Origin of the sequence: Mesorhizobium sp. INR15 (assembly GCF_015500075.1) — a bacterium.
In the GTDB taxonomy this organism is placed as follows: Bacteria; Pseudomonadota; Alphaproteobacteria; order Rhizobiales; family Rhizobiaceae; genus Mesorhizobium.
In genome coordinates this window covers 1,586,080-1,603,939 of sequence record NZ_CP045496.1, presented here as the reverse complement: position 1 = coordinate 1,603,939, position 17,860 = coordinate 1,586,080, and the positions used below count along the sequence as shown (strand labels likewise).

Below are 17,860 nucleotides of genomic sequence, written 5' to 3'. Positions count from 1 at the left end.
ATCTTTGGCGGCGTCGAGCCAGATTTCCCTCTTTGCCATCGCGCGCTCCTACATGGTGCGGCAAAGGCTAGACCATCCCCTTCGCTGTCGCAATAAAACATTGTGCAACGCACAATAGGAGTGGGCGTGATCGGTGTGGATGTGCGCATCGGTGCGCAAGCACGGCGCAGGCCGGCAGGGACTGCTTGACCGTCATTCTGACGGTTTTCGCTACGAGACAGTTAAGCATTTGATTTACTTGGTACGCCCAAGGGGAATCGAACCCCTGTTCCCGCCGTGAGAGGGCGGTGTCCTGACCGCTAGACGATGGGCGCGTTCAAGAACCGGCGATATAGGCTGACGCCTCGGAAAAAGCAACCGGGATTGAGCCAGCTTTCCCACATCGAGGAAAATCAAGTCTCAAGCCTACCGTTTCGGCTCGATCAGGTCCCAGAGATTGCCATGGAGGTCGGCGAAAACCGCCACCGTGCCGTAGGGCTCGTGGCGCGGCGCCTCACGGAACTCGACGCCGTTGCCGAGCATCGCCGCGTGGTCGCGGGCAAAGTCGTCGGTTTCGAGAAACAGGAAAACCCGGCCGCCGGTCTGGTCGCCGATGCGGCCCTCTTGCGCCCCATCGGATGCCTCCGCCAGCAGCAGCCTTGCGCCTTGCGCGCCTGCGGGCGTGACCGTGACCCAGCGCTTGCCGCCGCTGAGATCGACATCCTCGGTCAGCGCGAAGCCCAGCTTCTCGACGTACCAGGCAATCGCCTCGTCATAATTCCTGACGACCAGCGCTACGGTGGCGACACGGCGGTGTTCGGCAAAGCCGGTCATCTCTGACGAGCCCTATTTGTTGCGGATGGCAAAGCGGCCGATCATGCGGCCTTCGCCAATGTCATAGACAAAGATCGTCCGGCCGCCATCGGCAAGCTCGGCATCGACGGAGATACGGCTGCCCGACAGCGACTGGCTGATGACCTTGGCGCCGACCGGCAGGACGATATCGCCGCTGATCGGCTCGCCAGCGGGAACCTGGATGTCGCCGGCCAGCGGCGGGTTCGAACGCGGCGCGTTGCGGGCTTTGTAGACAAGCGCACCGATCACCACCATAAGGGCAACGAACAGCAGACCAAGATTGATGACCATGAAGCGGACGAGTTTGCCGCGCACCTTCTCGACTTCAGGGTCGAGCGGCTTTTCCTGACCTTCCTCGGCTAACAGGTCTTCCTTGGCCATGGCAAAACATTCCGGAACGATTTTCGATGAGCGCTCATAACGAAGACACCCCAGAATTGATAGGGGACCGATTCATAAGGGCGGGATCGATCATGCTGGAAGCGAGCGCCGATGCTGCCGGGCAGCGTCTCGACCAATGGCTGGCCAGCCAGCTCGGTCCCGACATGTCGCGCAGCCGCGTGCAGATGCTGATCAAGCAGGGCGCGGTTACGGTCGGCGGCAAGATGATCGACGAAGCCAAGCGCAAGATGATTGCCGGCGACAGCGTCTCGGTCGTCATGCCTGAGCCTGAGCCGGCCGAGCCGCTGGGCGAAAACATCACGCTCGACGTGCTTTATGAGGACGACGAGCTGATCGTCATCAACAAACCGGCCGGGCTTGTCGTGCATCCCGGCGCCGGCAACTGGACCGGAACATTGGTCAACGCGCTGATCCACCATTGCGGCGACAGCCTGTCCGGCATCGGCGGCGTGCGGCGGCCGGGCATCGTTCACCGGCTCGACAAGGAGACCAGCGGCGTCATGGTCGTGGCCAAGACCGACCGGGCTCACAAGGCGCTGTCGGAAGCCTTTGCCGATCACGGCCTGACCGGCGACCTCGAACGCGCCTATCAAGCACTCGTGTGGGGCATTCCGCAGAGGCCTTCGGGCACGGTCGACGCACCGCTCGGCCGCGCCGCCGACCGGGTGCGCCGCGCCGTCGTGCCGTCGGGCCGCGACGACGCCCGCCACGCCATCACCCATTTCACAGTGCAGGAACGTTTCGGCGAGGCGCAGCAGGCATTCGCCACCGCAAGCCTGGTCGAATGCCGGCTGGAGACCGGGCGCACCCATCAGATCCGTGTCCACATGGCCCATATCGGCCACCCCGTGGTTGGCGACCCTGACTACGGCCAGGCCTTCCGCACCAAGGCCAACCGGCTGCCCGACCCCCTGAAAACCCTGGTCAAGGCATTCCCACGGCAAGCATTGCACGCCCGCCTCCTTGCATTCCGTCACCCGGCTACCCATCTAACGATGAGGTTCGAAGCGCCTATACCGGGGGACATGGAGGAACTCGTAAGCGGTTTCCGCAAGCTCTGAACCTGCCACATTAAAACCTGACTGGCATTGTTCACTTCAACGTGACACACTGTTTCGTGTTGAACAAACATCTGTCTTTTCTGGTTTTGTTCCTGTATAAATCAGACGTTGCGGATGAGCCTTCGGGCATCCGCGTCACATGCCCGCCGCGTTTCGGGGGCATCACTCTAATAGAGAGGGGGCGCTATCATGGCCCAGTCATTACCCAGTATTGTTTCCGGCGAAGGCGGCCTCAGCCGCTACCTGGAAGAAATCCGCCGCTTTCCCATGCTTCAGCCGCAGGAAGAGTACATGCTCGCCAAGCGTTACGCCGAGCATGAAGACACGTCCGCCGCGCACAAGCTCGTCACCAGCCACCTCCGGCTCGTTGCCAAGATCGCCATGGGCTATCGCGGCTACGGCCTGCCGATCGGCGAAGTGATCTCGGAAGGCAATGTCGGCCTGATGCAGGCCGTCAAGAAATTCGAACCGGAGCGCGGCTTCCGCCTCGCGACCTATGCCATGTGGTGGATCAAGGCCTCGATTCAGGAGTACATCCTGCGCTCGTGGAGCCTGGTCAAGATGGGCACGACCGCCAACCAGAAACGCCTGTTCTTCAACCTGCGCAAGGTGAAGGGCAAGATCCAGGCGCTGGATGACGGCGACCTGAAGCCTGATCAGATCACAGAGATCGCCACCCGGCTGAACGTGTCCGAAGCCGAAGTGGTGTCGATGAACCGCCGCCTGTCGGGCGACGCCTCGCTCAACGCGCCGATCCGCGCGACCGAGGGCGAGTCCGGCGAATGGCAGGACTGGCTGGTCGACGACCACGAAAGCCAGGAAGAGATGCTGATCGAGCAGGACGAGCTGGAAAACCGGCGCGGCATGCTGTCCGGCGCTCTGGCCGTGCTCAACGAGCGCGAACGGCGCATCTTCGAGGCACGCCGCCTCGCCGAGGAGCCGCTGACGCTGGAAGAGCTTTCGGCCGAGTTCGACATCAGCCGCGAGCGCGTGCGTCAGATCGAGGTGCGTGCCTTCGAGAAGGTACAGGATGCGGTCAAGGCCGCCGCCAAGCGCCAGACGCAAGCGCTGCGCACCATCGAGGCACAGCCGACCGCCTGAAGCCGGCGACGGTTATGAGACATGAAGGCGGCGCCAGATTTTCTGGCGCCGCCTTTTTTCATTCAGCGCCATGGGGCCGACTGCGGTCAAAGTCCGTCCAACGGGAACTTCAGGTAGCGCCGGCCATTGGCTTCCGGCTCGGGCAGACGGCCGCCATTCATGTTGACCTGCAAGGCATGCAGGATCAGCCTTGGCATCGGCAGCGTCCTGTCGCGGGCCTCGCGCAACTGGACAAAATCGGCCTCCGTCCTGCAGGCCGAGACATGGATGTTTCTGGCCCGCTGTTCCGCCACGCTGCTCTCCCACATCGGCTCGCGTCCGCCCGCCTGATAATCATGGCCGACGAAAAGACGCGTCTCGTCCGGCAGGGCCAGGATCTCTTCAATTGAGCGCCACAGCCGCGCCGCACTCCCACCAGGAAAATCTGTACGCGCGGTGCCGCTGTCCGGCATGAACAGAGTGTCGTGGATGAAGGCGGCGTCACCGATCACATAAGTGATCGACGCCAGCGTATGCCCGGGCGAGAACAGCACCTTGACCGGAATGCCGCCGACCGAAAACACCTCATGTTCGGCAAACAGCCGGTCCCACTGCGAGCCGTCGGCGGGAAACTCCGGCCAGTTGTAGATGACCTTCCACAACCTCTGAACGTCGGTGACCTTCGCACCAATGGCGGTGGGCGCACCGGTTTTCTGTCTCAGATACTGCGCCGCCGAGAAATGGTCGGCATGCGGATGGGTGTCGAGTATCCACTCGACCTCAAGACCCTGCTTGCCGACGAAATCGAGCACGGCGTCGGCGCTCTTTGTCGCTGTCGCCCCTGATTTCTCGTCGAAGTCGAGGATTGGATCGATGATGGCGCAGCGCATCGTCGCTCTGTCCGCGACGACATACTGGATGGCCCCGGTCGGCTTGTCGTAGAAGCCGGTTACTTCAGGCCTGGCCGATTCTGTGTCCAATTCCGGTTTCCCCAACTCCGCCCGGACAGGAATGGTTTTCTCTGTCACGACCAAAGAAGAGCATGCTTGTCCGCAAAGGCGCAGCCGTCAAGCACGCCTTGCCAACAAAGGTAGAGGAACCGAAAAATCAGCCAGAGCAGGCCCCCAGAAAACGGACCCCCGCTTTCGCAGAAGGCCTCTGCCCAAACAGACGACTGAAGGCCATCCTGATCTGGATGGCCTCTGGCTCAGGCGGACGGCTGTTTGGTCTTCCGGAGATAGGGAAGGATCGTCTCGAACGCACCGAAGCGCTTGATGGCATCCTCGTTCGAAACGGCGGCGGTGATGATAACGTCCTCGCCTTGCTTCCAGTTCGCCGGCGTCGCCACCTGATGCTTGGCGGTCAGCTGCATGGAATCCACCGCGCGCAGGATTTCATCGAAGTTGCGGCCGGTGGTCATCGGGTAGGTGAGCACCAGCTTGATCTTCTTGTCGGGGCCGATGACGTAGACCGAGCGCACCGTGGCATTGTCGGCGGGCGTGCGGCCTTCAGAGGTCTCGCCGGCGCCGGCAGGCAGCATGTCGTAGAGCTTGGCGACCTTGAGGTCCTTGTCGCCGATCAGCGGATAGTGGACCGTATGACCGGTCGCCGTCTTGATGTCGGCTTGCCATTTGTCATGGCTCGAGACTGGGTCGACCGAAATGCCGATGATCTTGACGTTGCGCTTCTTGAACTCGCCCTCGAGCCCGGCCATCGTGCCCAGCTCCGTCGTGCAGACTGGCGTGAAATTCTTCGGATGGCTGAACAGCACGGCCCAGCCATCGCCGATCCATTCATGAAAGCCGATTGCTCCTTGCGTGGTTTCGGCGGTGAAGTCCGGCGCGATATCGTTGATACGAAGGCTCATGGCGTTATCCCTACCCTGTCAACGCCGCTCACTGGCGGCCTGCCACCTTTCTATCACCCTAACGGCAACCGTCAAAAGACTCCTGCCGCCGACTGCAAGCAGGGACGCGAAAAGTTTTCGTCTTTTCCAGGAGAACGCAGCAGAAATTTCCTGGCTGGGCCGCGACCGATGACGGCTAGGCTTTCACCGCCAGCGAAGTTTCCAGATCTTCCATCCGCTGCGCCAGGGCACCAAGGGCACTGGTCAGCACGCTGTCACTCTTGTCGGCCTTTGACAGGGCATCGTCGCGCGTCTTGCGCAGGGTCAGCACTTCGCTCTCCATCCCTGTCACGCGCTTCTGCAGCTCCGAAAGCTCATCCATGACCATGATGCCGGCCATGACAGTCAGCCGCTGGTCGCCGATCTCGCCGAAGGAATCCTTCAGATGCGAGACATAACGGTCGAAGCGCTCGGCAAGATCGATCAGATGGTCTTCCTGGCCCTCATCGCAAGCCATCCGATATTGTTTGCCATCGATGGAAACCGTGACTTGTGCCATTCGGCCAGCCCCTATCTATCCAACACAGCGCGGATGGTTTCCATGGCGGTCACCAGCCGTCGCGACACTTCCTTGTTGGCGTCCTCCAGCCGTTCGGAACGCGCCTCGGAATTGTCGAGTTCCTGCGCCAGCCGCGAGCGGTCGGCGTTCATCCGCTGCACTTCCGCCTCGGCCTCGGAATAATCGCGTTCGTGCTCGAGCTTGGCCGCGACGGCATTTTCCAGCCCCTCGATGGCCTTGCCCAGCCTTGCGATGACTTCCTTGAGAGTGGTTTCCCCGGTCATGGCCGTCGTCCTGTGCCCTGCCCATCCACCGAATCGCTCGCGTTCAGAACGCGTTATCCTGGAAACATTAGGCACCGGGTGAAGGCAACGTCAACAAAGCTCTCGCGACTGTCCCCCGCTAACGCTAATGTAGAGCCGGTCTGGACCTGCCCTCGCCATCACAAGCCCGGCAAAAACGCACCGATTTGTTGACTAAAAAGCCGCGCCTGCTATGTGTCGCGCACATTTTTCAAGGGCTCTCCCAAGCCCAAAACCCCCACCCTGGAGGAACCATGACGTCGCGTGAACAACATGACCGGATGGCCAATGCGATCCGTTTTCTCTCCATGGACGCTGTCGAGAAGGCGAATTCCGGCCATCCCGGCCTGCCCATGGGCTGTGCCGACATCGCCACTGTGCTGTTCACCCGTTTCCTGAAATACGATGCGAAGGCCCCGCATTGGGCTGACCGCGACCGCTTCATCCTGTCGGCCGGCCACGGTTCGATGCTGCTTTACTCGCTGCTTTATCTGACCGGCAACGAAGACATCGACATCGACCAGATCAAGAGCTTCCGCCAGCTGGGATCCAGGACCGCCGGTCATCCGGAATACGGCCACGCCGCCGGCATCGAGACCACGACTGGTCCGCTCGGCCAGGGCCTTGCCAACTCCGTAGGCTTCGCGCTCGGCGAGCGCATCATGAACGCGGCTTTCGGCAACGACCTCGTCAACCACTATACCTATGTGCTGGCCGGTGACGGCTGCCTGATGGAAGGCATCAGCCAGGAAGCCATCGCACTTGCCGGCCACCTCAAGCTGAACAAGCTGATCGTCTTCTGGGACAACAACAACATCTCGATCGACGGCCCGGTATCGCTCTCCGACAATACCGACCAGGTCGCCCGTTTCCAGGCCTCCGGCTGGAATGCCAGCCATATCGACGGAACGGATCCGGAAGCCATCGCCTATGCCATCGAGGCAGCCCGTCACTCCGACAAGCCGACGATGATCGCCTGCAAGACGACCATCGGTTTCGGCGCGCCGACCAAGGCCGGCACCAACAAGGCGCACGGCTCGCCGCTCGGCGCCGAGGAAATCGCTGGCGCCAGGAAATTCTTCAACTGGGATTCACCGCCCTTCGAGATTCCCGCCGACATCCTCGACGCATGGCGCACCGCCGGCAAGACCGGCGTCAAGGCGCGCACCGACTGGGAAGGCCGCCTTGCCAAGGCCGACGCCACGCTGCGGGGCGAGTTCGAGCGCCGCATCTCCGGCAAGCTGCCGTCGAACTTCGACGCCGTCATCGCCGACTACAAGAAGAAGCTGACCGTCGACAAGCCGAAGGTCGCCACCCGCAAATCCTCGGAAATGGCGTTGGAAGTCATCAACGGCGCGGTTCCCGAAACCATTGGCGGCTCTGCCGACCTGACCGGCTCCAACAACACCAAGACCAGCCAGACCAAGAACATCACGCCTGACGACTACGGCCAGCGTTATGTCCACTACGGCATCCGCGAGCACGGCATGGCCGCCGCGATCAACGGCCTGACCCTGCATGGCGGCCTCATCGCCTATGGCGGCACATTCATGTGCTTCTCCGACTATGCCCGTCCGGCAATGCGGCTTTCCTCGCTGATGGGCATCCGCTCGATCTTCGTCATGACCCATGATTCCATTGGCCTGGGCGAAGATGGTCCGACCCACCAGCCGGTCGAGCACATGGCGGCCCTGCGCGCCATTCCGAACCACTATGTCTTCCGTCCCGCCGACGCGGTCGAAACCGCTGAGTGCTGGCAGTTGGCCCTTGAGTCGGAAAAGACGCCTTCGACGCTCGCGCTGACCCGGCAGAACCTGCCGACGGTGCGCACCGAGTTCACCGAAAAGAACCTGAGCGGCCTGGGCGCCTACGAACTTGCCGCCGCCAGCGGCGAAGCCGCGGTGACGATCTTCGCCACCGGCTCCGAGGTCGAGATCGCACTCGGCGCACGCGACCTCCTGGAAAAGCATGGCCACCCGACCCGTGTCGTTTCGGTGCCTTGCTTTGAACTGTTCGACAAGCAGAGTGACGACTACCGCAAGAAGACGATCGGCTCGGCCCCGATCAAGATGGCCATCGAAGCCGGCATCCGCCAGGGCTGGGATCATCTGATCGGCTCGGACGGCATCTTCATCGGCATGACCGGCTTTGGCGCATCGGGCACGATCGAGCAGCTCTACCCGCATTTCGGCATCACCGCCGATGCAGCGGCCAAGGCCGCGGAAGCTCGCCTGCACGGCAAGTGAGCATGACATCAGTGCGGCGAAATCGCGCTAGCGGTTTCGCCGGGCTGGCCCAAACTAATCGATTTAAATCCACGCCACTGCGGCTGGATTCTTTCCGCGTCCGCCGCTATGAAGCTGCGGACCCATCGTCTGCCTTCCAGCTCCCAGGGAGAGAAAAATGACCGTCAGAGTTGCCATCAACGGATTCGGCCGCATCGGCCGCAACATCCTGCGCGCCATTCACGAGTCCGGCCGCAAGGACATCGACGTCGTCGCCGTCAACGATCTCGGCCCGGTCGAGACCAACGCCCACCTTCTGCGCTATGACAGCGTCCATGGCCGCTTCCCGCATGAAGTCTCGGTCGATGGCGACCAGATCACGGTCGGCAAGGAGAAGTTCAAGGTCACCGCCATCAAGGATCCGACGCAGCTGCCGTGGAAGGAACTCGGCATCGACATCGCGCTGGAATGCACCGGTATCTTCACCGCCCGCGACAAGGCCGCCGCGCACCTGACCGCCGGCGCCAAGCGCGTGCTGGTCTCGGCTCCGGCCGAAGGCGCCGACCTCACGGTCGTCTACGGCATCAACCACGACAAGCTGACGAAGGACCACATCGTCATCTCGAACGCCTCCTGCACCACCAACTGCCTCGCGCCGCTGGCGGCCGTGCTGCATGAGACGGTCGGCATCGAAAAAGGCATGATGACGACGATCCATTCCTACACCGGCGACCAGCCGACGCTGGACACCATGCACAAGGATCTCTACCGCGGCCGCGCTGCTGCCTTGTCGCAGATCCCGACCTCGACCGGTGCGGCCAAGGCCATCGGTCTCGTTCTGCCGGACCTCAAGGGCAAGCTCGACGGCATCTCGATCCGCGTGCCGACCCCGAACGTCTCGGTCGTCGACTTCAAGTTCATCGCCAAGCGTGCGACCACGGTGCAGGAAATCAACGAGGCGGTGATCGCCGCCTCGAACGGCAAGCTGAAGGGCATCCTCGGCGTCACCCATCATCCGAACGTGTCGATCGACTTCAATCACGATCCGCGCTCCTCGATCCTGGCGCTCGACCAGACCAAGGTGATGGATGGCAACTTCGTTTCGGTGTTGTCCTGGTACGACAACGAATGGGGTTTCTCCAATCGCATGGGCGACACCGCCGTTGCGTTCGGCAAGACCATCGCCTGATCGAAAAATCGTCTCTTCGACACTTGAAACGCCCGGCTTCGCCCGGGCGTTTTTCGTTAGGGCGATGCGCATCCTCTCCGGCAGCGTCCTGAGCGCCAAATCGCCAGAAAATCAGCGGCATAGGCCAAAAAGCCATGCTGCCGCCTTGCACTGGTCACGTCTTCGCCCCACTCTGACGTAAACCAGGAGACAGACGAATTTGAGGGGGTGATTTCCGGATGGAGCATGCGATCTATCTCGTGACGCTGGTTGGCACCGCGCTTGTCGTCGCCGCCGCGTTTTCGAGCCTGATCGCCTTCCGCTTCGGCGCCCCCTTGCTGCTGCTGTTTCTCTGCATTGGGCTTGCCACCGGAACCGACGGCCTCGGCATCCAGTTCGACAATGCACGCGTGGCTTATTTTGCCGGCTCACTGGCGCTGGCCATCATCCTGTTTGATTCCGGCTTCGGCACGCCGCTCAACGCCTTGCGGCAGGCTGCAGGCCCCGCGCTGTCGCTGGCCACTGTTGGCGTCTTGCTGACCACCGGCATCTTCGGCGCCGCCGCCTATTACATGCTTGATCTCACCTGGCTGGAATCCTTCCTGCTCGGCGCCGCCGTCGCCTCGACCGACGCCGCGGCGGTGTTCTTCCTGCTGCGCGCCGGCGAGATCAACCTGCGCGAACGCGTGCGTGCCACGCTCGAAGTCGAATCCGGCACCAACGACCCGATCGCCATCTTCCTCACCATCACGCTTGTCGAGATCATCGCCGCCCACGCGGATCCCGAAGCCAAGGTCCTGGTCACCAACCTGATCCTCGGCTTCGTTCTCAACATGGGGCTTGGCGCCGTGGTCGGCGTGCTGGGTGGGCTCGGCATCGTGCGCCTCGTCGACCGCCTCAATCTCGACCATGGCCTGCTGCCGATCTTCGTGCTGACGCTGTCGCTGATGGTTTTCGCCGCCGCCGGTGCCATCGGCGGCTCGGGGTTCCTGGCGGTCTATATCGCCGGGCTGATTGCCGGCAATTCCGACATCCGCGCCGTCACCATACTCAAGCGCTTCCAGGACGGCATGTCATGGCTGGCGCAGATCATCATGTTCCTGATCCTTGGCCTGTTCGCGACGCCGTCTCAGTTTCCGGCAATCCTCATCCCGGCGGTGCTGCTTGGCCTGTTCCTGATGTTCATTGCCCGGCCGATCGCCGTCTGGCTTTGCCTGATCCCGTTCCGCTTGCCGCGCCCGGAAGTCGCCTTCGTCTCCTGGGTCGGCCTGCGCGGCGCGGTCTCGATCCTGCTGGCCATCACGCCGCTGCTTGGCGGGCTGGAAAACGGCCGCCTGATCTTCAACACCGCCTTCATCATCGTGCTGGTGTCGCTGGTCGTCCAGGGGTGGACAGTGGGACCGCTGGCACGGCGCCTCGGCCTCATCGTGCCGGCCCGGCTTGGTCCGCTGGACAAGGTTGAACTCGAGTTGCCGGGCTCCGCCCATCATGAGCTTCTCGCCTATCGTGTCGCACCCGGCAGCCCGGTGGCGCGCGGCGAGCGCATTCCGCGCTGGGCCCGGCCGTCGCTGGTGCTGCGCGACGGACGCTCGATGCGCTTCCAGGACATGGGCCGGCTTGCCGCCGGCGACCAGGTCTACATCTTCGTGCCGGACCGCTACCCGCGCCTGCTCGACAAGCTGTTCGCCAGCCGCGCCGTGGTCGATCCCGAGGATGCGGATTTCTTCGGCGCCTTCGCCGTCGATCCGGCCCGCTCGGCCGCCGAACTGGAGGCCGCCTACGCTCCCGGGCTGACCGAGGCTGAGCGCAAGCTGACCGTTGGCGCCCTGGTGACGGCAAGGCTCGGCGGCCACGCAGAATATGCCGACCGTGTGCTGCTTGGCCCGATCGAACTGATCGTGCGTGACGTCGACGACAAGGGCAAGATCACGGGTCTTGGCCTCTCCTTCGAGCCGACCGCGCCGGTGGCGCGGGTGCCTGTGTTCCTCAGCGCCGGCGAGATCGGCGACCGTCTCGCTGCCTTTGTCCGCAACTGGCGCCAGCCGACGGAGACGCAGATCGCCGAGAAGCCGGTGGAAGAGACGCCTGCAGCGGACACGCCGCCACAAAAAGCTGCCAGCGAAAGCTAAAGGCCCCGCACCGGATCATTTTTCCGCGCGCGCTTTGCCGCGGCACTTGCATCATCGTTGGCGCGGGGTAAGGTCCCCGCGATTTCTGGACGAAAGGACCCAGCATGGCCGGCTTCAAGACACTGGACGACATCGGCAACATCAGCGGCAAGCGCGTGCTGGTGCGCGTCGACCTCAACGTTCCTGTCTCCGGCGGCAAGGTTACTGACGCCACCCGTATCGAGCGCATCGCGCCCACCATCGCGGAGCTGTCGGGCAAGGGCGCAAAAGTCATCCTGCTCGCCCATTTCGGCCGCCCGAAGGACGGACCCACTCCAGAATTCTCGCTTGAACCGATCGCCAAAGCGACAGCTGAAGTGCTCGGCCGCCCGGTCGGCTTCGCCAGCGATTGCGCTGGCGATACGGTAGCAAGTGCCGTTGCCGCGATGGACAAGGGCGACGTGCTGCTGCTCGAAAACACCCGTTTCTACAAGGCCGAGGAAAAGAATGACCCGGCCTTCACCGAAAGGCTCGCCGCCAATGGCGACATCTTCGTCAACGACGCCTTTTCCGCCGCCCACCGTGCCCATTCCTCGACCGAGGGCCTGGCGCGCCTGCTGCCGGCCTATGCCGGCCGCACCATGCAGGCCGAACTCGAAGCTTTGGAAAAGGGCCTCGGCAACCCCGTCCGTCCCGTCGTCGCCATCGTCGGCGGCGCCAAGGTCTCGAGCAAGATCGACCTCTTGATGAACCTGGTGAAAAAAGTCGACGCGCTGGTGATCGGCGGTGGCATGGCCAACACTTTCCTGGCCGCGCGCGGCACCGATGTCGGTAAATCGCTGTGCGAACATGATCTTGCCGCGACCGCCAAGCAGATCATGATCGAGGCCGCCAATGCCGGCTGCGCCATCATCCTGCCGGTCGACGGCGTCGTCGCCAAGGAATTCAAGGCGGGTGCCGCCTGCGAAACCGTGGCCATTTCCGCGGTGCCGGCCGATGGCATGATCCTCGATGTCGGCGAGAAAACAGTAAAGACCATCGGCGAATGGATCGACCGCGCCGCGACATTGGTCTGGAACGGCCCGCTCGGCGCCTTCGAGATCGAGCCTTTCGACCACGCAACAGTGGCAGCCGCCAAGCACGCGGCGGCACGTACCAGGGCCGGCAAGCTGGTTTCGGTTGCAGGCGGCGGCGATACGGTGGCAGCACTCAACCATGCCGGCGTAGCCGACGATTTCACCTATGTCTCGACCGCCGGCGGCGCGTTCCTGGAATGGATGGAAGGCAAGCCGCTGCCCGGCGTCGATGTGCTGAAGCGCTAGGCATTTTGCAGATACACGGAAACGGTTGGCTGGCGGCCCAGAACAGGCAGCCCGATCAACACAAGGAGAGCGGCCAAGGGAGGCCGCGACTTTCAATCGATTCGAGCTTTCCGATGCCATTCCTTTGGCGGTAGAGTTCCGTTAAGCGCGGAACAGACCCCTTGAGGAGAAGCAGAATGAGCGAACGTCTCGAAGACATTGCCGCCGCGATCGTGGGCGGCGGCAAAGGCCTGCTCGCCGCCGACGAGAGCTCCGGCACCATCAAGAAGCGCTTTGACGTCATCGGCGTCGAATCGACCGCCGACAGCCGGCGCGACTATCGCGAGATGATGTTCCGCGCCAAGGAGGCTATGACGAAGTATATTTCCGGCGTCATCCTCTACGACGAAACCATTCGCCAGAAGGCGGCCGACGGCACGCCCCTGGTCGACATCATCAAGGCCGCGGGCGCCATCCCCGGCATCAAGGTCGATGCCGGCGCCAAGCCCCTGGCCGGCTTTCCCGGCGACACCATCACCGAGGGTCTCGACGGATTGCGCGAGCGCCTTGCCGACTATTACAAGCTCGGCGCCCGCTTCGCCAAATGGCGCGCGGTGATCGACATCGACACCGGCAAGGGCGTGCCCTCGGCCAATTCGATCGCCTCGAACACGCATGCGCTCGCCCGCTATGCAGCGCTTTGCCAGGAGGCCGGCATCGTGCCGATCGTCGAGCCGGAAGTGCTTATGGACGGTGCCCACGGCATCGACACCTGCTTTGAGGTCTCAAAGGCGACGCTGCTGAAGCTCTATGAGGAGCTCTACGCGGCCCGTGTCGTGCTGGAAGGCACCATCCTGAAGCCGAACATGGTCATATCGGGCAAGAAATCGGGCAAGACCGACAGCCCGGAGGAAGTCGCCGAAAAGACCATCAAGCTGTTCCGCGAAACCGTGCCGGCGGCCATCGGCGGCATCGCCTTCCTGTCGGGCGGACAATCGGATGAGGAAGCAACCGCCAACCTCAACGCCATCAATGCCATCGGCCCGCATCCTTGGAAACTGACCTTCTCCTATGGCCGCGCGCTGCAGGCGGCGCCGCAGAAGGCGTGGGCCGGCAAGGCGGCCAACGTCGCCGCCGGTCAGGCTGCTTTCACCCACCGCGCCCACATGAACCATCTGGCCGCGCTGGGGAAATGGCAAGCAAGCCTGGAAAAGGCCGCCTGAGAGCAAATCTTTCTGTCTTTCTTCAAAACCCGGGCCACTTGCCCGGGTTTTCTCTGTGGGGGCTTGGGAAGAAGCCCCGGCATCCTTATTTCCTCTCCGGCGCTAGCGGCTGCGATGTCGGTTTTCGTCCGTCCCATACGTCCTTGGGATGAAGAGAGGGAGAAGTTCATGCATCGCACCAAGGCCGTTTCGCGCGAAGACTGGTTCGAGGCGCATAAGGCGCACCTAGCTCGCGAGAAGGAACTGACGCGATTTCGCGACCGCGTCGCCGCTGAGCGGCGCGAATTGCCCTGGCTGAGAATGCGTAAAGACTACGTCTTCGACACCGAGCGAGGGCCGAAGAAACTGGCCGAACTGTTCGCGGACCGCAGCCAGCTGATCGTCTGTCATTTCGTGTTCGGGCCGGGCTCGACCCACCACTGCGAAACCTGCGCGTTTCTCGCCGATCATATCGATGGCGCCAATCAGCATCTGAGGCATCACGACGTGTCGCTGGTCGCGATTTCGCGGGCACCGCTCGCCGAGTTGTTGCCTTACAAGGAGCGCATGGGCTGGAAGTTCGACTGGGCGTCGTCCTATGCCTCGGACTTCAACTTCGACATGCAGGTGTCCTTCACCGACAAGCAGATCGCATCGGGCGATGCCGTCTACAATTTCGAAACGCGCAAATTGAAATCGAAGGACCTGCCGGGCACCACCGTGTTCTGCAAAGACGCGAACGGCGACGTCTTCCTGACCTTCATGTCGCGCGCCCGTGGCAGCGAACAGCTGATCGGCGCCTATCAGTATCTCGATATGGCGCCCAAGGGCCGCGACGAGACCGGCCCCTACAAGACCCTTTTGGACTGGGTGCGACTGCACGATGAATACGGAAATCGCTCGCTACCAGATGACGATTGCCCCTAGGGCACCGTTCACCTGCGCCGCAACTTGCGCTAAGTGCACGTCGCTCTCGTCTTCGAGGTGTTCGCCGTGCAGCGCTTTCTCGCCTTCCTCACCTGGCTCGCCTTCCCGGTCTATATCTGGCAGGGACTGGGCGTGCGCCGCCGCACCACGCGCATGCTGCCGGCACAAGGCCCGGTCATGCACGACCTCGCCGGCAAGGCGCCTGATATCTCGCTGCTGGTCCTGGGTGATTCCTCCGCCGCTTCGGTTGGCATCGGCAATTCCGAGAACGGGCTCGCCGCGCAACTCGCCGGCCTGATCGCGCGGCGCACCGGCCGTGCCGTGCGCTGGCGGGCGGCGGGCTTCAACTCGGCGACATCAGGCCAGATTCGCGACCACGTGCTGCCCAACCTCTCGGCCGATCCATGGACGCATATCGTGCTAGCCATCGGCACCAACGACACCAAGAATTTTCACTCGGTCCCGCGTTTCAAGAAGGAGTTCGGCGGCCTGCTTTACGCGCTGCGCGCCAGATGGCCGGAGGCGCGCATCGTCTGGTCGCCGGTGCTGGAGTTCACGCAGGCGCCGGCAATGCCGAACCTGCTTGGCAAGATCCTCGAAATCCGCGCCGTCGAGATGAACCGCATGGGCGAGCGCCTTTGCCTGGAACGCGGCGCGGTTCCGGCCCCACGCCTGCCGATCACCGACCCCGAGGCCGGCTTTTCCTCGGACGGATTCCACGCTTCCGAGGCCGGCTACCGGGCCTGGGCCGAGCATCTTGTCGGGTGGGTGATCGCCGAGTAGGCCGCAAGCTCTCTGCCTACGTCCAGTGCCCCAGCACCGCTGTAATCGATATCGCCGCCATCGCCAGCAGCGCCAGCTTCCAGAAGTCGCTGCGCCGCTTCAGCCCCGGCCAGCCGAGCGGCTTGATCAGCTGGATGGCCATCATGGCGATGATGACGAGCGCGAGGAGTTTCGACATGCCGCCTTTGACCAGTATCGCGGTCGGCTGTCAAAGCACATGCGTGTCAAGGCGCGCCGCTGACCTCTTCAAGAGCTTCACCCCTGGAAGAACATGCCGGCGCTGATCAGCGCCGGCACTTTGGCTCGCTCAGACAAGCGGCTTCAGGCCAGCTTCGATCGAGGCCCGCTTTGGCTCGAGGAAAGGCGGCAAGGCCAGTCTTTCGCCGAGTGTTTCCAGCGGCTCGTCGGCTGTGAAGCCCGGCCCGTCGGTCGCAATCTCGAACAGAATGCCGTTCGGCTCGCGGAAATAGAGCGAGCGGAAATAGTAGCGCTCCACCTCGCCGCTTGACGGCAAGCGGAATTCGGCCAGCCGTGCCGTCCATTCATGCAGCGTTTGCTGGTCTGGCGCGCGGAAGGCAACGTGGTGGACTGCACCGGCGCCTTGCCGCGCCGTCGCCAGCCCTGGCTGGACCGCGACATGCAGTTCCGCCGCCGGGCCGCCGTCGCCCATTTCGAAGACATGAACCTGCCCCTGCCCGTCCGGCGAGGCATAATTCCGCACCTCGCGCATGTTCATCACCTGCGTCACCACTGCTTCGGTGTTGGTGATATCAGGGACACTGATGACGATCGGCCCAAGCCCGCGGATCTGGTGCTCGACAGGCACCGGGCTTTGCGCCCAGGGGTGGCTGTCGCCCTTGCCGCCATCGCTGACGAGGCGCAGGCGCTGCCCCTCGGGATCCTCGAAATCCAGCGATGGATAGCCGCCGATGTCGGCGATTTCTCCCGTCACGATATTCTCACCCGCAAGCCTTTCCTTCCACCAGACAAGGCTTTCGCTGCTGGCGACTCTGAGACTTGTGCGGATGATGCTGTGCGTGCCGCGCCGTTCCGGTCCGACTGGCCAGTCGAAGAAGGTCAAATCGCTGCCAGGCGTCGCTTCGCCATCGGCGTAGAACAGATGGTAGGCGGAAGTATCGTCCTGGTTCACAGTCTTCTTGACCAGCCGAAGGCCCAGCACGCGCGTATAGAAGTGCAGGTTCCCCAGCGCATTGGCGGTGATCGCGGTCAGATGATGAATTCCGGTCAGTTGCAGGCTCATGGTCGTCTCCCTGATTTCCGAGAAGTGTTCCCTCCCCATATCAGAACGCCGTCGCCGCTACTGAAGACCACAAATCCCGACAGTTCGTCGCAAGAAAGTGAACAATGAAGCCTCTTGAGTGATCGTTACGGTGAACAATCCTTGCATGCCTGGACCGTCGGTCCGCAGCCACCAACGCGATGAAGCAGCGGCCTTTCAGGATGTTGGTCCCCAGGTCAGCCATGATCCAGATAATCCTTCAGCATGTCAAAACTCTCGCCCCAGCCCTGCAAATGACCGTCACGGGTCTCGGCTGTCAGGAAGTCCGCCTGGTGGAAGGTCATGATCGTCCGGTCGCCGTCGTCGACGAAGGTCAAGGTCACCAGCGTTTCATGGCCGAGGCTGCCATCGTCCTCTTCCCAGGCATGGGTAAAGACCAGCCGTTCAGCCTCGACGATCTGGCGGAACACGCCTTGTTCGGCCACCTCGGTGCCGTCGTGCTTGCGCGAATGGGTCCGCCAGAACCCTCCCACCCGCAGATCCACTCGCGCGGACAAGGTCGTATAGCCCGGCGGGCCCAGCCAGCGCTTCATGTGGTGCGGCTGCGTCCACATCCGGTAGACCAGCATGCGTGGCGCCTTGAGAACACGGGTGATCGTCAGCGCCAGCCCACGGGCTTTGCTTCTGTCGGTGGCCGGGATCATTGCATCCAACCTGCCATTCCTGTATTTAACGATTAAGTTAAGTAAAGACCGAAAATCAAGCTGTCAACAAGCGGCACCTAGCCACCTCGCAAGGCAACAGAAGAGGTGCCGCCAGTGC

Annotated in this window: 18 protein-coding genes and 1 tRNA gene; 9 read left to right on the top strand and 10 right to left on the bottom strand. The window is 62.7% G+C overall.

Features of this window, described 5'->3' with window-relative positions; genetic code table 11:
• Positions 1-239: 239 nt before the first annotated feature.
• The 3 genes from GA829_RS07775 to GA829_RS07765 all read right to left on the bottom strand — a co-directional run bounded on the left by GA829_RS07775 (position 240) and on the right by GA829_RS07765 (position 1,215).
• Positions 240-314 (bottom strand) — tRNA-Glu (locus tag GA829_RS07775).
• Between the two features lie 91 nt (positions 315-405).
• Positions 406-813 carry a VOC family protein gene (locus GA829_RS07770; RefSeq protein WP_195177946.1) on the bottom strand — a complete coding sequence of 136 codons (408 nt, stop codon included), beginning with the start codon at positions 811-813 and terminating at the stop codon, positions 406-408.
• A gap of 12 nt (positions 814-825) precedes the next feature.
• Positions 826-1,215, bottom strand: coding sequence for a fimbrial protein (locus tag GA829_RS07765; RefSeq protein WP_195177945.1), 390 nt, complete (start codon positions 1,213-1,215; stop codon positions 826-828).
• 26 nt (positions 1,216-1,241) lie between these two features.
• On the opposite strand from GA829_RS07765, the gene GA829_RS07760 reads away from it, so the two are divergent.
• Both GA829_RS07760 and rpoH read left to right on the top strand, forming a co-directional pair.
• Entirely contained in the window at positions 1,242-2,297 is a 1,056-nt protein-coding gene (locus GA829_RS07760; protein ID WP_195177944.1) for an RluA family pseudouridine synthase, read from the top strand.
• Positions 2,298-2,486: 189 nt separating this feature from the next.
• The gene (gene rpoH, locus GA829_RS07755) at positions 2,487-3,398 is read left to right on the top strand and encodes an RNA polymerase sigma factor RpoH (protein ID WP_195177943.1); all 912 of its coding nucleotides are present in this window, start codon (positions 2,487-2,489) and stop codon (positions 3,396-3,398) included.
• 86 nt (positions 3,399-3,484) lie between these two features.
• Here the strand turns inward: rpoH and GA829_RS07750 are convergent, their stop codons facing one another.
• From GA829_RS07750 to GA829_RS07735, 4 genes are all read right to left on the bottom strand, one after another.
• Positions 3,485-4,357 (bottom strand): MBL fold metallo-hydrolase, encoded by an 873-nt coding sequence (locus GA829_RS07750; protein WP_195177942.1) that lies wholly within the window; start codon positions 4,355-4,357, stop codon positions 3,485-3,487.
• Positions 4,358-4,584: 227 nt separating this feature from the next.
• Positions 4,585-5,244, bottom strand: coding sequence for a peroxiredoxin (locus tag GA829_RS07745; protein ID WP_195177941.1), 660 nt, complete (start codon positions 5,242-5,244; stop codon positions 4,585-4,587).
• A gap of 175 nt (positions 5,245-5,419) precedes the next feature.
• On the bottom strand, positions 5,420-5,782 hold the full coding sequence (locus tag GA829_RS07740) for a cell division protein ZapA (RefSeq protein WP_195177940.1): 363 nt from the start codon (positions 5,780-5,782) through the stop codon (positions 5,420-5,422).
• An 11-nt stretch (positions 5,783-5,793) separates the two neighbouring features.
• Positions 5,794-6,066, bottom strand: a complete 273-nt coding sequence (locus GA829_RS07735) for a DUF4164 domain-containing protein (protein ID WP_195177939.1) — start codon at positions 6,064-6,066, stop codon at positions 5,794-5,796.
• A 272-nt stretch (positions 6,067-6,338) separates the two neighbouring features.
• Here GA829_RS07735 and tkt point away from each other — a divergent pair, with 272 nt between their 5' ends.
• The 7 genes from tkt to GA829_RS07700 all read left to right on the top strand — a co-directional run bounded on the left by tkt (position 6,339) and on the right by GA829_RS07700 (position 15,798).
• A complete protein-coding gene (gene tkt, locus GA829_RS07730) occupies positions 6,339-8,330 on the top strand; it encodes a transketolase (protein WP_195177938.1) in 1,992 nt (663 codons plus the stop codon).
• Between the two features lie 157 nt (positions 8,331-8,487).
• Positions 8,488-9,498: a type I glyceraldehyde-3-phosphate dehydrogenase gene (gene gap, locus GA829_RS07725; protein ID WP_195177937.1), complete on the top strand. Its 1,011-nt coding sequence runs from the start codon at positions 8,488-8,490 to the stop codon at positions 9,496-9,498.
• Between the two features lie 218 nt (positions 9,499-9,716).
• Complete coding sequence (locus GA829_RS07720; RefSeq protein WP_195177936.1) at positions 9,717-11,606, top strand: potassium/proton antiporter; 1,890 nt, start codon at positions 9,717-9,719, stop codon at positions 11,604-11,606.
• A gap of 104 nt (positions 11,607-11,710) precedes the next feature.
• The gene (locus tag GA829_RS07715; protein ID WP_195177935.1) at positions 11,711-12,907 is read left to right on the top strand and encodes a phosphoglycerate kinase; all 1,197 of its coding nucleotides are present in this window, start codon (positions 11,711-11,713) and stop codon (positions 12,905-12,907) included.
• Between the two features lie 176 nt (positions 12,908-13,083).
• The gene (locus GA829_RS07710) at positions 13,084-14,109 is read left to right on the top strand and encodes a class I fructose-bisphosphate aldolase (protein WP_195177934.1); all 1,026 of its coding nucleotides are present in this window, start codon (positions 13,084-13,086) and stop codon (positions 14,107-14,109) included.
• 168 nt (positions 14,110-14,277) lie between these two features.
• Positions 14,278-15,015, top strand: coding sequence for a DUF899 domain-containing protein (locus GA829_RS07705; RefSeq protein ID WP_195177933.1), 738 nt, complete (start codon positions 14,278-14,280; stop codon positions 15,013-15,015).
• 66 nt (positions 15,016-15,081) lie between these two features.
• Positions 15,082-15,798, top strand: a complete 717-nt coding sequence (locus tag GA829_RS07700) for an SGNH/GDSL hydrolase family protein (protein ID WP_195179565.1) — start codon at positions 15,082-15,084, stop codon at positions 15,796-15,798.
• 16 nt (positions 15,799-15,814) lie between these two features.
• On the opposite strand, the gene GA829_RS07695 is transcribed toward GA829_RS07700, so the two are convergent.
• The 3 genes from GA829_RS07695 to GA829_RS07685 form a co-directional block, all read right to left on the bottom strand.
• Complete coding sequence (locus GA829_RS07695; protein WP_195177932.1) at positions 15,815-15,976, bottom strand: hypothetical protein; 162 nt, start codon at positions 15,974-15,976, stop codon at positions 15,815-15,817.
• A 129-nt stretch (positions 15,977-16,105) separates the two neighbouring features.
• Positions 16,106-17,059 (bottom strand): ring-cleaving dioxygenase, encoded by a 954-nt coding sequence (locus GA829_RS07690; protein WP_195177931.1) that lies wholly within the window; start codon positions 17,057-17,059, stop codon positions 16,106-16,108.
• 215 nt (positions 17,060-17,274) lie between these two features.
• Positions 17,275-17,742: an SRPBCC domain-containing protein gene (locus GA829_RS07685; RefSeq protein WP_195177930.1), complete on the bottom strand. Its 468-nt coding sequence runs from the start codon at positions 17,740-17,742 to the stop codon at positions 17,275-17,277.
• Between the last annotated feature and the right edge of the window lie 118 nt (positions 17,743-17,860).

What these genes read in the sequence shown, in the direction of transcription:
- GA829_RS07770 (WP_195177946.1), bottom strand. Translation starts at nt 813, where the DNA reads ATGACCGGCTTTGCCGAACACCGCCGTGTCGCCACCGTAGCGCTGGTC.
- GA829_RS07765 (WP_195177945.1), bottom strand. Translation starts at nt 1,215, where the DNA reads ATGGCCAAGGAAGACCTGTTAGCCGAGGAAGGTCAGGAAAAGCCGCTC.
- GA829_RS07760 (WP_195177944.1), top strand. Translation starts at nt 1,242, where the DNA reads ATGAGCGCTCATAACGAAGACACCCCAGAATTGATAGGGGACCGATTC.
- rpoH (WP_195177943.1), top strand. Translation starts at nt 2,487, where the DNA reads ATGGCCCAGTCATTACCCAGTATTGTTTCCGGCGAAGGCGGCCTCAGC.
- GA829_RS07745 (WP_195177941.1), bottom strand. Translation starts at nt 5,244, where the DNA reads ATGAGCCTTCGTATCAACGATATCGCGCCGGACTTCACCGCCGAAACC.
- GA829_RS07740 (WP_195177940.1), bottom strand. Translation starts at nt 5,782, where the DNA reads ATGGCACAAGTCACGGTTTCCATCGATGGCAAACAATATCGGATGGCT.
- GA829_RS07735 (WP_195177939.1), bottom strand. Translation starts at nt 6,066, where the DNA reads ATGACCGGGGAAACCACTCTCAAGGAAGTCATCGCAAGGCTGGGCAAG.
- tkt (WP_195177938.1), top strand. Translation starts at nt 6,339, where the DNA reads ATGACGTCGCGTGAACAACATGACCGGATGGCCAATGCGATCCGTTTT.
- gap (WP_195177937.1), top strand. Translation starts at nt 8,488, where the DNA reads ATGACCGTCAGAGTTGCCATCAACGGATTCGGCCGCATCGGCCGCAAC.
- GA829_RS07720 (WP_195177936.1), top strand. Translation starts at nt 9,717, where the DNA reads ATGGAGCATGCGATCTATCTCGTGACGCTGGTTGGCACCGCGCTTGTC.
- GA829_RS07715 (WP_195177935.1), top strand. Translation starts at nt 11,711, where the DNA reads ATGGCCGGCTTCAAGACACTGGACGACATCGGCAACATCAGCGGCAAG.
- GA829_RS07710 (WP_195177934.1), top strand. Translation starts at nt 13,084, where the DNA reads ATGAGCGAACGTCTCGAAGACATTGCCGCCGCGATCGTGGGCGGCGGC.
- GA829_RS07705 (WP_195177933.1), top strand. Translation starts at nt 14,278, where the DNA reads ATGCATCGCACCAAGGCCGTTTCGCGCGAAGACTGGTTCGAGGCGCAT.
- GA829_RS07695 (WP_195177932.1), bottom strand. Translation starts at nt 15,976, where the DNA reads ATGTCGAAACTCCTCGCGCTCGTCATCATCGCCATGATGGCCATCCAG.
- GA829_RS07690 (WP_195177931.1), bottom strand. Translation starts at nt 17,059, where the DNA reads ATGAGCCTGCAACTGACCGGAATTCATCATCTGACCGCGATCACCGCC.
- GA829_RS07685 (WP_195177930.1), bottom strand. Translation starts at nt 17,742, where the DNA reads ATGATCCCGGCCACCGACAGAAGCAAAGCCCGTGGGCTGGCGCTGACG.